This is a genomic window from Alcanivorax sp. (assembly GCF_040119285.1).
Taxonomy (GTDB): domain Bacteria; phylum Pseudomonadota; class Gammaproteobacteria; order Pseudomonadales; family Alcanivoracaceae; genus Alcanivorax.
This window is the reverse complement of the sequence record NZ_JBEDTY010000017.1, coordinates 39,927-53,057: the sequence shown is the minus strand read 5'-3', so window position 1 is coordinate 53,057 and position 13,131 is coordinate 39,927. Positions and strand designations below refer to the sequence as shown.

The following is a 13,131-nucleotide window of genomic DNA, read 5'->3' as shown; positions in this document are numbered from 1 at the left end:
ATCTACTCGGGTCTGTATCCCGTCGGCGCGGACGATCACCATACGCCACTGACTTATTGGGCGCTGGAAACACTGCGCGAACGCTCGGTTGACCGGGCGTCAAGCGGGATTGAAGTGCCCGCGGATCTGGACAGGTCCGAGCGCCTGCTGGCCGGGGGCGCTGATTACAATGACATGTGTGCCGGCTGCCATCTCAAACCGGGCAAGGACGAGAGTGATTTCACCTTGGGCCTCAATCCCGCGCCACCAAATCTGACGCAACCGCATCAAGGGGAAGAGGATCTTGAGTCGCGGGCCCAACATAGGTTTTGGGTCATCAAACACGGCATCAAAGCCTCCGGCATGCCGGCCTGGGGTCCAAACCATGATGACGAGCGAATCTGGAGCATGGTGGCTTTCTTGAGACGCCTTCCCGAGCTGTCCCCCGAGCAGTATCAAGTCTTGACCGCTCGGGGTTCCGCTGAAGCTCCTCATCATTAGCTTGGGCTACCGCCTGGTGGTGGGCCCTGGAGTCAGATCCATTTTGCGAGAGTTTATAAGAGTCAGGAGGTTGCATGATGGGAAAACCGATAGAGGCGAGCCGTCGACGCTTTATCAAATCGGCGATCGGGGTGGCATCGGGCCTCGCTATGGCCAGGATGGCGCCGACCTGGGCGTCTCCTCTGGGACGAAGCTATGGCGATGCTGTCAACGCTGACTCTGCGGTCGATCTGCATATTCGCCGGGAGCAGATGAATATTGGTGGAAAGATCGGCAGGCCGATCACCATTAACGGCAGCATGCCCGGGCCGCTGATCAGGCTGAAAGAAGGACAGAAAGCTCGCCTCAACGTCACCAACTCGCTTGCTGATGACACCTCGATCCATTGGCACGGCATCATTCTGCCTGAAAATATGGATGGCGTGCCTGGCGTGAGTTTTCCCGGTATCAAGCCGGGACAAACCTTTCATTACGAATACGATGTTCAGCAAAACGGAACCTACTGGTATCACAGCCACTCGGGGCTGCAGGAGCAACTCGGTCACCTGGGGCCACTGGTAATCGACCCGGCGGATGGCGATATAGGCGCGGATCGCGAGCATGTAGTCGTCCTGAGTGACTGGACTTTTGAAGACCCTCACGAGGTGTTCCGCAACCTGACGGTGGCGGAGGGTTATTACAACTACCAGCAGCGAACCTTGGGTGACACGCTTGCCGATATTCGCCGCCAGGGGCTCGCGAAAACCTGGGAGCAGCGCTCGATGTGGAATCAAATGCGCATGAGCTCCCGGGATTTGCTGGATGTGAACGGCTCGGCCTATACCTATCTGATGAATGGCCGCGACAACGGAGCTAACTGGACGGCGCTGTACAAGCCGGGGGAAAGGGTGCGCCTGAGAGTCATCAACGGCTCGGCCATGTCGTTTTTTGATTTTCGCATTCCGGGCCTTGAAATGACGGTGGTTTCAGCCGATGGCCAGCCGGTCAAGCCGGTAACAGTGGATGAATTCCGCATCGGTGTGGCGGAAACCTACGATGTGGTCGTGACGCCAAAATGCGACCGCCCCTATACGCTGTTCGCAGAAACTATGGATCGAAGCGGCTATGTGCGGGGCACGCTCGCGACTGAAGTAGGGCAGGAAGCGCAAGTGCCCGAGTTACGGCCGGTGCCGGAGCGGGGCATGGCAGCTATGGGCATGAGCCACGACATGAATGGCATGGATATGTCGTCCAACCAGGGCGATGACGCCTCCATGGGTGAGCACCACGACATGCACGGTGATCACGGCGGGCATATGGCTGAATCTCCACAACGGCCTTCAGCGCCGGATCTCGGCATAGAGCACGCGCCGGGCGGCCATGGCCCCGCTGCGGCGATGATTGCCCGCAATCCGGTCAGCCGCCTGAACGAGCCCGGCGTTGGCCTCGAGGATGTCGAGCGCCGAGTTCTGGTTTACGGTGATTTGATCGGTGCTCATCCTTGGCCGGACGAACGGGAGCCTGAGCGCGATATTGAGCTCCACCTCACCGGCAATATGGAAAAATACATGTGGTCCTTTGACGGTGTGAAATTCACCGAAGTCGATGGACCGGTGGAGTTTCATCACGGCGAGCGTCTACGCTTGATCCTGGTGAACGACACTATGATGGATCACCCCATCCATTTGCATGGCATGTGGATGGAGCTTGAAAACGGTCAGTACCCTCGCCCTCGTAAGCACACCATCAGCCTCAAACCCAGTGAGGTGGTTTCGTTGCAAATCAGCGCCGACGCACCCGGCAGTTGGGCCTTTCACTGCCATCTGCTGTATCACATGAAGGCGGGCATGTTCCGCGTAGTCAACGTCAGCTAAGGAGGAGTTATGAAAAATCTGAAATTCATTATGCCTCTCGTGCTGGCTAGCGTGAGTGCCCCGGTGTTTGCGGGCCATGCTGAAGACGACTGGCCGGAACCGGTCAAACCCTACCGAACGGGTCAAGTACTGTTTGACCGGCTGGAAGTCACCCGCACCGACAATGACGAAAGCTTGATCGTCTGGGATATGTTGGCCTGGTACGGCGGAGACCGAAACCGAATTTATTTTAAAAGCGAAGGCGAAAACCAAAAAGACGACGGCGAGCCCACCGAGCTGGAGAGCGCGGAGGTGTTGGCCAGTCGTTTGATTACGCCCTTCTGGGAGCTGCAGGGCGGCATTGGTACCCGCGGTTCGCTGGCCTCGGGCGCAAATCGGGAAAACTACTTTGTGATCAGTTTGTTTGGCGTAGCCCCCTATCGGTTTGAAATGGACAACTCCATTACGATCAATGAAGATGGAGATATAGCCGCGAGTGTTGAAGCCGAATACGACCTGCGCCTGTCACAAGTATCGTATCTCCAACCGCGTTTGGAGATTGCGGCCGCACTGACCGACGCCGAAGACTATGGTCGGCCCAGCGGCTTCAATGATGTTCGTGTAGGGTTGCGCTATCGCTATGAGCTGGCCAGAGAATTCGCGCCCTATATTGGCGCTTACTGGAGCCGGTCTCTAGGAGACAAAGCTGACCAGATTCGAGCCGACGGTGGCGATGAGTCTGAAACCGGCGTCGTGGTCGGCGTTCGCATGTGGTTCTAATTCGATATGTTGAAAAAACAATAAGCCGGAGGAATCATGGCTAAGAAAGATGACAGAACGACGCATTACCAAGAAGGCAGCCTGACACTACCGGGCACGGTAATGCTGGGTACCGGCGTCATGATTGGCGCCGGCATCTTTGCGTTAACCGGGCAAATGGCGCAGATGACCGGCGTTCTATTTCCGCTGGCGTTTCTGGCCGCTGCCGTGGTCGTTGGCTTCAGTGCCTACTCCTACATCAAAATTTCCAACACCTGGCCATCCGCAGGTGGAATCGGCATGTACCTGCATAAGGCTTACGGCAATCGCTTGCCCACGGCCTTTAATGCCTTGCTGATGTATTTTTCTATGGTAATCGCGCAGAGTTTTCTAGCGCGTACCTTCGGCGCCTACACTATGCAGCTTTTTGGTAGTGGCGAAGGCGGAATAATGGTGCCTGTTCTCGGTGTATTGCTTATCCTCGCAGCTTTTGTCATCAATCTTTCAAGTAATCGTCTGATCCAAGGTGTGGCTTCTTTTGTCGGAATTCTGAAGATTATCGGCATCCTCATTTTCGGGCTGGTGGGAATCTGGGTTGCGGACAGCATCTCAGTTGACTTCTCAAACCCGGGAGAGGCTGGAACCTTTGGCAACTTTCTAGGCGCAACAGCTTTGGGGATACTGGCTTTTAAAGGCTTCACCACCATTACCAACAGCGGCTCGGAGGTGAAAGACCCAAAGCGCAATGTTGGTCGTGCCATTGTGATTTCCATCGTATCTTGCGTGGTGATCTACACATTGGTCGGCTTTGCCGTTGCGAGTAATCTTTCGCTGGCCGAAATTATCAGAACTCAAAACTATTCTCTTGCGGCGGCGGCGCGGCCGGCACTGGGGGAATACGGTGTCTGGGCTACGGTGGCTATTGCCATGATGGCAACCGCTGGTGGCATTTTGGCAAGCATTTTTGCGGTCTCGCGCATGCTCGCTATGCTGACAGAAATGAAACTGGTACCTCACAGTCACTTTGGCATGCCCGGAAGTATCCAAAAGCACACTCTGGTCTACACTGTAGTGCTTGGCTTATTTCTTACTGCATTTTTTGATCTGTCTCGAATTGCAGCACTGGGAATTGTGTTTTACTTGATAATGGATATTGCCATTCACTGGGGCGTGCTCCGCTATTTGCGTGAAGAGCTTAATGCCAAAGCCTGGATTCCCGTTACGGCAATTGTCCTCGACTTGCTCGTGCTAGGAGGCTTTGTCTGGGTCAAGCTGAATACTGACCCCTTCGTGATCGGGGTGGCCGTTGTTGCGATGATTGTTATTGCGGTTGGTGAGCAGATTTTCCTCAAAAAGTCCTCAGGAATCGAGCCGCCGACTGGCGAGCACTCGCATGCTCATCATCACTAACATTCTGAAATCGACCAGAGGAGCAAAAGCATGATGGAGAACCATATGTTTGGCGGCGCAATGGGCGCAGGGCACTGGCTATGGATGCTGTTTGTTGCCGTTATTGTTGTGATACCGGTCTGGCGCATTTGCCAGCGTGCGGGTTATCCGGGCATTTTGGGAGTTTTGATTTTGATTCCGCTCGTCAATCTCGTCTTTCTTTATTTCTTGGCGTTTGCGGATTGGCCTAGCAAAAAAACTAGTGACTAAGGTCTAGAAAACCTGTGTAAAAAGTGATCATTATTTTAAGAGGAGGAGGTTCCGGGTTTGCAAAATCGCAAGAATGCTGTAATTGCCGGCTATGTGGGCAATGTTATTGAATGGTACGATTTCGCCCTTTATGGCTTTATGGCCAGTATTCTTTCCCAGTTGTTTTTTCCAAGTGACAATGAAGTCGCTTCTCTTCTGGCAACTTACGGAGTTTTCGCAGCTGGTTTTGTGATGCGCCCGCTTGGCTCATTCGTGTTTGGCTGGCTTGGTGATACCATTGGCCGCAGTAAAACAATGCTGCTTTCCGTGGCGTTAATGTTTCTGCCGACCCTGTTTTTAGGCCTTCTGCCTTCCTATGCCGTTATTGGAATTTGGGCGCCGATACTGTTGGTGATCATTCGGTTGGTTCAGGGCTTGTCTGTGGGCGGTGAGTTTTCCTCCTCGGTAACCTACCTGGTTGAAACCGCCGACCCTGATCATAGAGGCCGAGCCGGTAGCTGGGCGAACCAAGGTGCCATTAGTGGAATGCTTTTAGGTGCCGGACTTGCTGCGTTGGTGACTACCGTTTTCCCGAAGGAGGTTGTCCTCGAGTGGGCCTGGAGAATTCCATTTCTTCTCGGCGGTTTTTTAGGTGGTATAGCGATGTATCTGCGTCGTAAGTTACCAAAATCTCCCGAGTTTAAAAGTTATTCAGATCAGGCGGAGCCGAGATCCCCCCTCAAGCTTGCGTTTACTCGCAATGGTAAGCAAATGGCTCAAGCCATTCTGTTTGCATCGGCCTACGGTGTGTTTTTTTACATTCCCATGGTTTATTTGCCCAACTGGTTAAACGAGCACGCTTCTTTCGGTCTTGATCGCGCCATGCAGATTAACTCGCTGGCGCTACTCGTAGCTGCGCCGCTTGTATATCTATCCGCGTTAATAGGAGATCGATACTTGCTCAGGACCCACTGGATTACCCTTTCTTTTGGTTTAGTGGCCTTGGCAGCCTGGCCCTTGTTTGAGTTGATGCAGGCGGGATCTTTAGTCGCGGCTACCCTCGGACAAGTTTTGTTTATCGCGATGTTAGCTATTCCTCTGGGCTCCGCCCCCGCAATCTTCGTGGAGCTATTCCCTCCTGTCGATCGCCTTACGGGGTATTCCATCAGCTACAACCTCGGGGTAGGAGTCATTGGTGGTGCTACGCCAATGGCGGCGACTTGGTTGATTCAGCAAACGGGCAATTCGCTCAGCGTCGCCGGTATGTTAGTGGTCGCTGGGGCTTTAGGTGTCCTCGCGATGCTGTGGATTGATGATTCAAGCCGTGAAGATATTTGTCAGCCTGCGGGACAAAAGTGCCCGGTTCAATGTTGAATCAAAAAAGTTTTGTCGACTGGGGTGATTTTCGCATCCACAAAACTATTGCTTACGCGCTGGCGCGCAGGACTTACTTTAGGGGAAGAGTTATGAGTGACTCAGCTAGCCATGCCGGGACATGGGGCTTAGCAATTATTTTCATTGTTTTGATATCCTGGTTTTTCTATCGCTACTTCGCCCCAAAAAGCTGGCGAGAGTGGGCGGGGGCGGGCGTCGTCCAGGCCTTTATTATTGCCTTATACGCCGAGATGTACGGTTTTCCGCTTACCATTTACGTGCTGGTGCGTTTCTTCGGGCTCGATAGTGAGTATGTAAGCTCCAACCTCTGGTCTACGCTGGTCGGCCTCGGGGAAACCGGGATGATGGTCGCGATGGTGGCCGGCTACACCTTGGTGTTTATCGGCATTGGGCTGTTCATTCAGGGGTGGCGCCAAGTGTATCGGGCGCGCCATGAAGATCGCTTGGTTCTCAACGGCCTATATGCCTACGTTCGCCATCCTCAGTATACCGGCTTGTTTCTTGCGCTATTCGGCGAGGGCGTAGTGCATTGGCCAACGCTATTTTCGGTTGGACTGTTCCCCGTCATTGTTCTTGTTTACACCTGGCTTGCCAAACGCGAAGAAAAGCAAATGCTTGACCATTTTGGTGATGACTATCGCGCCTATATGCAGCGGGTTCCCATGTTTCTGCCTGGCTGGCGTCAATGGCCTCAGCTCGCAGATGCTTCGCTGGACGAAACCGATCGCAAAAATTCCTATTGATGTTTCTTGTACATGAGTCCCCAGCTAGGGGGAAAATTTGCGCTTCCGGGGAGGGTGTCTAGACTTGAAACTGATCTTCGTCGAGGCATTCATTGCAAGGGGTTCCAAAGTCCTTTTGCAATGCCAAATTTAAATCTCACGAACCTGAACCAGAGTAGGATGGGAAGTTAAACGTTATGAGCGCTACACAACAATACCTAATACTGCTGGGTTTAGCACTGGGTATCCTGGGTGCGGTGTTAAGCTTGTATGGCTTAGCTCGTAGTTTGGGCGCCACACGGCAGGAGCCAGGCAAGGATGTTCCGGCAAGCGCGGGGGTGCTGTCGCGGGATCCGGTTTGGGGCCGCTATCACGCGCGCTATTACGGTTATGCATTGTTGTTTTTGGCGTTCGATATGGAGATGGCCTATATGTACCCTTGGGCGGTTGTGTTCAAGGAGGTAGGGCTGGTTGCTTTACTTGATATGGGCGTGTTTCTTGCGATTCTCTTTCTCGGGCTGCTTTACGGATGGAGCCAGGGCGCTCTGAGGCGGCAGTGATGTCTGAGGCCGCAACGACACTTGCCGGCGCACGCAAAGGGCGTCCATCTATCCTGCGAAGGTGGGTTGGGCAGGCTCTGGCGCGCAATTTGAGCTGCCTGGTAGTCCCTGGGCCGGAAGTGGCCCTGGCGCATGGGCTGGACCTGGCGGCCGCAGACATGCGCATCGCCGCCACGCCGCGCGATGCCACTGTGCTTCTGATTGTCGGTGAGCTATCTCAGAAGTTGGATGAGGCCACAGCAGTGCTCTACGCCCAGATGCCTAGGCCGCGAGCTATTCTAGTGCTCGGTGGGTCAGCACCTTCGTCTTTACCTCAAGCTGACGTTTCTGCGGATCTCTCACAAACCGAACTGATGGAGGCGGCCACTCGGCTGCAGCGGTTGCTGGCTGAAGACGCCTTCGCCGCCTCGCCTGACGATTTTGACTCATCAATCCTGCAAGCCAAAACTGAGTACGTCTGCCCCATGCACCCGGAAGTGGTGGAGGACGAACCAGGCAGCTGCCCCAAATGCGGTATGGACCTGGTGGCGCGCGAAGCCGGCGGCGACTCGGATGCCGGGGAGCACGACCACGACCACGACCACGAGCACGAGCACGAGCACCACGGCCACGAACATGACCATGACCACGAGCATGAGAGCGAGGAACACGATCATCACCATGCTCACCACAATGATCATGGGCAGAGTCATGAGCACCATCACGACCACGAACATCACCAGAACCATAAACGCGCTCATGACCACGAACAGCATCAGGGCGACGACGATCACGAGCATGCTCATTGCCATGAGCATGAGGATCATGGTCACCAACAGAGCACGGCTCAAGAACAATCCGGTACTGAATATATCTGCCCTATGCATCCGGAAATAAGACAGAACGAGCCGGGCAGCTGCCCCAAATGCGGCATGGATCTAGAGCCGCATAAGCCCGAAGAAGACGAGGGTGTGAGGGAAGGGGTGCCGGAGCACGATCACGAGCACCACCATGACCATTCCGGGCACGACCATGACGGGCATGATCATTCTGACCACGACCACGACAGTTCCGGATTCATGTCCATGGTCGAGGTTACCAAAGACCTGCCCCGCAGTGCCGATGGTTTGGCAATGGACTGGCTTGAGGTGCCCTTCGGCCCCTGCTTTCCCGGTTTGCCGGGCGGATTGAAGCTAACCTTGACGCTCGACGGCGATGGGGTGACCGAGGGCCAAGCAACATCTCTGGTAGCTATGAACACGTCATCTGAAGAGGTGGCGGTCGAAACCTTCATCGAGCGCCTGGCGGCGGCTATGCCGTTGGCACCGGTAAGTTATCGCCTCTTGGCCTGTCGCGCTATCGAGCAGGCGGCCGGTCTGGAGCCAGATCCGGCCGTCGAGCGGGGCCGGGCGGCCGCTCTTGAGCGCGAGCGCATCGCCAGCCACCTGGGCTGGCTGGCTCAGTTGGGGCGCCAGCTCAGCTTTGTCTGGTTAACGCGTCGTGCGGCGGCTTTGCAATTGGAAACCCAGCGCGCCGACCGGGAGCAGCTTGTCGCCCTGCGACCGGCGCTGCAGTCGCTCATTGCACGGCTTGAGCATACGCCCCTCCTCAAAGCGCGCTTGAAAGGCATCGGAGCTTTGCCCCACGGCTCCCAGGATCTACGAGGCCCGGTGGCCCGCGCCTCCGGCCGAACCGAAGACGCCCGCCAGGCGGATGCAATGTATCGCGAGCTGGGTTTCGAAATGCGCGCTGAGAGCGCCGGGGACGCCTGGGCGCGTCTCCGGCAGCGGCATGTTGAGATCATGACCAGTCTCGACCTCGTGGAGGTGGCCGGAGACCCTGAGCTCCCCAAGCTGCGCGCCATCGACAACCCTTCCGGAACGGGAGAGGCGACCGTGGAAACGCCGCGTGGCCGCGCCACATTGCGACTAACGCAGGAGCGAGGGCAGGTGGTATCGGTCGAGCTGGATAGCGCCTGCAGCCAACATATCGGCTTGGTCGCCGATTTGGTCGAGGGCCAGGAGCTGGGCGATGCCCTGGTGGCGGTCGGGTCACTGGATCTCTCGCCCTGGGAGGTGACCTCATGACTGTCGCCTTAGTGTTGCTCACCTTGCTGGTTGGCGCTTGGTTACTGGCTGTGATTGAGGCCTGGCTAACGACCGGCCGCCTGCGACCGGTTGCGCCGCTGCTGGCGGGCCTGTCGCACCTGGGCCGGGAGTCCATCCTGGCGCGCAAACCCGACCGGTTGTTTTTCGAGACCGCGCCAGTGTTGTTGCTGGTGGTAGCGGTGCTCGGTGCTGCCGTGCTTCCGCTGGCGCCGGATCTGGTCATCGCTGATCTGGCCACCGGCGCCTTGTTTCTTAACGCGGTGCTTGCCTATGTGTTGGTATCGCTGATTATGGCGGGTTGGGGCCCGAATGGCGCCTACGCGATGGTCGGTGGCTGGCGCTTTCTCGGCCAGCTTATCGCCTACTCCATGCTTATCGTCATGCCCATTACGGCGACCGCCATGCGCGCTGAGTCCCTGCTAAACAGTGCCATCGTCGAGTCTCAGGCCGGTTTATGGAACATCGTTTACCAACCGCTGGGCTTTGTGTTGTTTTTCATCGCCGCTATCGCGTTGGCGTTCCGCTCACCCTTCGACCTGCCTACCGCACCCGGTGAGTTGGCCGGCGGGGTCGACGCCGAATACACCGGCGTGCGCCTGGCAGTGTTGCGGCTGGCACGGTTGGTGATGGTAATCACCCTGTCTGCCGCGACCACGGTGTTTTTTCTCGGTGGCTGGCAGGGGCCGCTTTTGCCGCCCTGGGCCTGGAGCCTGATCAAGACTCTGGCGGTAGCCGTATCGATGTTGTTGGTCGGCTTTTATTTACCTCGTATTCGCGAGGCGGATCTGCTGGGCTGGTGCTGGAAGCTCGGGATCCCTCTGGCATTGCTCAATATCTTGATAGTCGGATTGCTCATCCTGGTGGTGCCTTAATGGTTGTTCAGGCTTTTTTTGTCGGCGTATTCGGGCTGGCAGCCATTGGTTTCGGTGTGGCGGTGTTCCGTACTGCGTCTATGGTGCGTTCTGCATTGGCGCTGCTGTTTTCGCAGGCCGCCGTGGGCTGCATGTTTCTGGCCATGCAGGCCGAATTCCTGGGCGTGCTGCAGATTATGATGATGGCCACCGAAATGAGCATCATGGCCATCTTCATGGTGATGTTCATGATGGACCCCGGTGGGCTTGGCGGGATGGATATGAGCCACCAGAAGCGCTTTTCGATTGGCGCCGGAGCCATTGCCGCCGCCACCGCCATCTCGGTAGCGCTGTTCTCTGATTGGGGACCGATAGTCGCCGAGGCGCCGGATGCCGCAATGCAAACGCGGGAACTCGGTTTTGAAATGTTGGGTCGCTCTATGCTGGTTTTCGAGACCGCCGCCATCACCATCCTGACCGCAATGATCGCGGCTACGGCAGTAGCGATTCCGGTGCGCCAGCCCGGCGTCGACACAGGAAAGCTCGACAAGGGAAACGGTGATAAAGAGCAGGAGGCTTCAAAATGACTCCGGTACTGATCCTGGCACTTCTGACCGGCGCCATTCTCTTTGGTGTCGGTATCTATGGCGCGCTCTCGCAGACTAATCTGGTCATGATAATGATGGGCGTGGAGCTGATTCTGGCGGGCGCGCTGGTGAACCTGGTGGCCTTTTGGCGCTTTCTGCATCCGGAGGTCTACGCCGGACAGATGTTTGTGCTGGTGGTGATGACGGTTATGGCAGTGGAGATGGCCGTCGGTTTCGGCGTCGCAATTGCACGCTTCCGGGCCAAGGGCTCGGTCGAGATGGAAGAGGCAGGAGACCTGAAAGGATGAGTGACCTGGTCTTTCCCATAGTGTTCCCTTTGCTTGCGGCCGCTGCCATTCTGCTGCTGCGCCGGGGAGCGGCTATTTTGGCGTTGGCCGGGGTCGCACTTAGCCTGGCGGCAAGCCTTAAGCTTTTGAGGGCGATCGCAAGTGGTGACTCCGCAACCCTGCTGTTACCGGGCTTACCGGAGCTGCCCTTGCGGTTGACCGCCGAGCCGTTAGCCGCGCTGTTCAGTGTGGTGGTGGCCGCCGTGGCGACTTGCGTACTGATTTATTCGGTGGGCTATATGAAGCGGGAGTCCGGTTTACCCCGATTTTTTGCCCTCATGTCCCTGTTTGTTGCCGCCATGCAGGCCCTGGTGCTGGCCGGCGACTGGATTCTGGTGCTCGTCGCCTGGGAGCTGATCGGGTTGTGCAGTTACCTGCTGATCGGTTTCTGGTTTCAGCGACCCGAAGCGGCGAACGCCGCGAGCCGTGCCTTTCTCTACACCCGCAGCGCCGACCTTGGTCTGTACATCGCTATATTTATCCTCATCGGGGCGGCAGGCACCAGCCAGATCGCCGCCACCCTGAATGTCGACGGAGGCACCGCCGTGGCGGCCGGGCTTTTGTTGCTGCTGGCCGCCATGGGCAAGTCCGCCCAGGTCCCCTTGCAGGATTGGCTTATGCGCGCCATGGCGGGGCCAACACCGGTGTCGGCGTTGTTGCATTCGGCGACATTGGTGGCAGCTGGCGCCATTTTACTGATCCGCGTAGCGCCGCTGCTGGCGCCGAACGTTTTGCACGCTATTGGGCTGGTGGGCGGTATTACTACCGTGGCGGCGGGCCTGATTGCGCTGGCTGAACGTGACCTCAAGCGCCTGCTGGCAGCCTCAACCGCCAGTCAGTATGGTCTGATGCTGATTGCGGTCGGCGCCGGTGTGCCGCTGGCGGCGTTGCTGCATCTGCTCGCCCATGCCGCCATCAAGAGCGGTCTGTTTTTAGCGGCCGGTGAATTTCAGCATGCGCGTGGCGGCACGGCTCTGGAGCGCTTGCGGGGTGTAGGGCGCGTCCGGCCCTGGACTTTCCTCGGCTTCGCATTGGCAGCGCTGGCGCTGGTGGGTGCTCCACCGCTGAGTGGCTTCTTCTCAAAGGACGCGGTGATCGCCGCCGCACTCTCCGCGCCAAATGTCGCCTGGCTCGCTCCTCTGGCACTGGTGGGCACGCTGCTGACTGGCGCCTACCTGGCTCGCACGCTGCGGCTGCTATGGCGTGAGCGCGAGGAGGGCGAGAGCGAAAGCCGTCCGGTCGCCGGTGCCTGCTGGATGGGGCTAGGAGTATGGGTCCTGGTAATCCCAGCCGTCTTCCTGGGTCTGACCTTCGGTCCCATTGAAGCCTTGTTGGGTTTACCCGGTCCTGAAGCCCATGGCACTACTGCCATGCTGTTCGGACTTCTCGCGGCAGCGGCCGGTCTGGCGCTGGGCTGGCTGGTACCGGCCCCGCGCCTGCTTGGCCCTTTCCACCCCTGGGCACAATCGGGGCTGGTCATCGCCGGAGGGCTCACCTTCTGGATTGGGCGGCCAGCCATGGCTCTTGCCTACGGCTGTCAGCGACTGGAGCGTGGCCTATACGCGACCGTCCTGAGTGTCGGCCGTGGCGGCCTCTTCATTGCTCGAGGTTGCGGGCGCGTGGAACGAGGTTTGTATGCGGTGGTGTTGGGTACTGGCCGTGCCAGCTTGGCCGTGGCGCATTTGGTTCGGGTAGGAGATGAGCGCCGAATCGACGGCCTGATCTTCTCCCTGGTGGCCGGCGTGCGAGGCTGGGGAGACCGTGCCCGCTCCCTGCAAAGCGGTTGGATTCACCACAGTCTGGCTATCAGCGCCGTGGTTACCGCCGTAACACTGATCATACTGCTTTCGGCTTCATTGAGTTTCTAGAGGAC

Annotated in this window: 13 protein-coding genes; all 13 read left to right on the top strand. The window is 57.4% G+C overall.

Going from position 1 to position 13,131, the window contains the following annotated elements; translation table 11 throughout:
• On the top strand, positions 1–480 hold a 480-nt coding region (locus tag ABNH10_RS05400), incomplete at its 5' end, for a c-type cytochrome (protein ID WP_349385001.1).
• A 77-nt stretch (positions 481–557) separates the two neighbouring features.
• Complete coding sequence (locus ABNH10_RS05395) at positions 558–2,333, top strand: copper resistance system multicopper oxidase (protein ID WP_008930108.1); 1,776 nt, start codon at positions 558–560, stop codon at positions 2,331–2,333.
• A 9-nt stretch (positions 2,334–2,342) separates the two neighbouring features.
• A complete protein-coding gene (locus ABNH10_RS05390; protein ID WP_008930109.1) occupies positions 2,343–3,092 on the top strand; it encodes a copper resistance protein B in 750 nt (249 codons plus the stop codon).
• Between the two features lie 36 nt (positions 3,093–3,128).
• On the top strand, positions 3,129–4,481 hold the full coding sequence (locus ABNH10_RS05385) for an APC family permease (RefSeq protein WP_008930110.1): 1,353 nt from the start codon (positions 3,129–3,131) through the stop codon (positions 4,479–4,481).
• A gap of 30 nt (positions 4,482–4,511) precedes the next feature.
• Positions 4,512–4,730, top strand: a complete 219-nt coding sequence (locus ABNH10_RS05380; protein WP_349385000.1) for a hypothetical protein — start codon at positions 4,512–4,514, stop codon at positions 4,728–4,730.
• A 57-nt stretch (positions 4,731–4,787) separates the two neighbouring features.
• Positions 4,788–6,083 carry an MFS transporter gene (locus tag ABNH10_RS05375; RefSeq protein ID WP_008930112.1) on the top strand — a complete coding sequence of 432 codons (1,296 nt, stop codon included), beginning with the start codon at positions 4,788–4,790 and terminating at the stop codon, positions 6,081–6,083.
• Positions 6,077–6,847, top strand: coding sequence for a methyltransferase family protein (locus tag ABNH10_RS05370; RefSeq protein ID WP_008930113.1), 771 nt, complete (start codon positions 6,077–6,079; stop codon positions 6,845–6,847). The genes ABNH10_RS05375 and ABNH10_RS05370 overlap by 7 nt, the downstream gene beginning before the upstream one ends.
• Before the next feature lie 176 nt (positions 6,848–7,023).
• Positions 7,024–7,386, top strand: coding sequence for an NADH-quinone oxidoreductase subunit A (locus ABNH10_RS05365; RefSeq protein WP_008930114.1), 363 nt, complete (start codon positions 7,024–7,026; stop codon positions 7,384–7,386).
• The gene (locus ABNH10_RS05360; protein ID WP_349384999.1) at positions 7,386–9,452 is read left to right on the top strand and encodes a heavy metal-binding domain-containing protein; all 2,067 of its coding nucleotides are present in this window, start codon (positions 7,386–7,388) and stop codon (positions 9,450–9,452) included. The genes ABNH10_RS05365 and ABNH10_RS05360 overlap by 1 nt, the downstream gene beginning before the upstream one ends.
• Positions 9,449–10,345 carry a complex I subunit 1/NuoH family protein gene (locus tag ABNH10_RS05355; protein ID WP_008930117.1) on the top strand — a complete coding sequence of 299 codons (897 nt, stop codon included), beginning with the start codon at positions 9,449–9,451 and terminating at the stop codon, positions 10,343–10,345. The genes ABNH10_RS05360 and ABNH10_RS05355 overlap by 4 nt, the downstream gene beginning before the upstream one ends.
• Positions 10,345–10,911 carry an NADH-quinone oxidoreductase subunit J family protein gene (locus tag ABNH10_RS05350; RefSeq protein ID WP_008930118.1) on the top strand — a complete coding sequence of 189 codons (567 nt, stop codon included), beginning with the start codon at positions 10,345–10,347 and terminating at the stop codon, positions 10,909–10,911. Before ABNH10_RS05355 ends, ABNH10_RS05350 begins: the two co-directional genes overlap by 1 nt.
• The gene (gene nuoK, locus ABNH10_RS05345; RefSeq protein WP_008930119.1) at positions 10,908–11,219 is read left to right on the top strand and encodes an NADH-quinone oxidoreductase subunit NuoK; all 312 of its coding nucleotides are present in this window, start codon (positions 10,908–10,910) and stop codon (positions 11,217–11,219) included. The genes ABNH10_RS05350 and nuoK overlap by 4 nt, the downstream gene beginning before the upstream one ends.
• Positions 11,216–13,126: an NADH-quinone oxidoreductase subunit 5 family protein gene (locus tag ABNH10_RS05340; protein ID WP_008930120.1), complete on the top strand. Its 1,911-nt coding sequence runs from the start codon at positions 11,216–11,218 to the stop codon at positions 13,124–13,126. Before nuoK ends, ABNH10_RS05340 begins: the two co-directional genes overlap by 4 nt.
• Positions 13,127–13,131: the final 5 nt, after the last annotated feature.

Bases quoted from the DNA above. Each gene is read 5' to 3' on its own strand.
- nuoK (WP_008930119.1), top strand. From the start codon at position 10,908: ATGACTCCGGTACTGATCCTGGCACTTCTGACCGGCGCCATTCTCTTT.
- ABNH10_RS05390 (WP_008930109.1), top strand. From the start codon at position 2,343: ATGAAAAATCTGAAATTCATTATGCCTCTCGTGCTGGCTAGCGTGAGT.
- ABNH10_RS05365 (WP_008930114.1), top strand. From the start codon at position 7,024: ATGAGCGCTACACAACAATACCTAATACTGCTGGGTTTAGCACTGGGT.
- ABNH10_RS05380 (WP_349385000.1), top strand. From the start codon at position 4,512: ATGATGGAGAACCATATGTTTGGCGGCGCAATGGGCGCAGGGCACTGG.
- ABNH10_RS05360 (WP_349384999.1), top strand. From the start codon at position 7,386: ATGTCTGAGGCCGCAACGACACTTGCCGGCGCACGCAAAGGGCGTCCA.
- ABNH10_RS05370 (WP_008930113.1), top strand. From the start codon at position 6,077: ATGTTGAATCAAAAAAGTTTTGTCGACTGGGGTGATTTTCGCATCCAC.
- ABNH10_RS05355 (WP_008930117.1), top strand. From the start codon at position 9,449: ATGACTGTCGCCTTAGTGTTGCTCACCTTGCTGGTTGGCGCTTGGTTA.
- ABNH10_RS05385 (WP_008930110.1), top strand. From the start codon at position 3,129: ATGGCTAAGAAAGATGACAGAACGACGCATTACCAAGAAGGCAGCCTG.
- ABNH10_RS05350 (WP_008930118.1), top strand. From the start codon at position 10,345: ATGGTTGTTCAGGCTTTTTTTGTCGGCGTATTCGGGCTGGCAGCCATT.
- ABNH10_RS05340 (WP_008930120.1), top strand. From the start codon at position 11,216: ATGAGTGACCTGGTCTTTCCCATAGTGTTCCCTTTGCTTGCGGCCGCT.
- ABNH10_RS05395 (WP_008930108.1), top strand. From the start codon at position 558: ATGGGAAAACCGATAGAGGCGAGCCGTCGACGCTTTATCAAATCGGCG.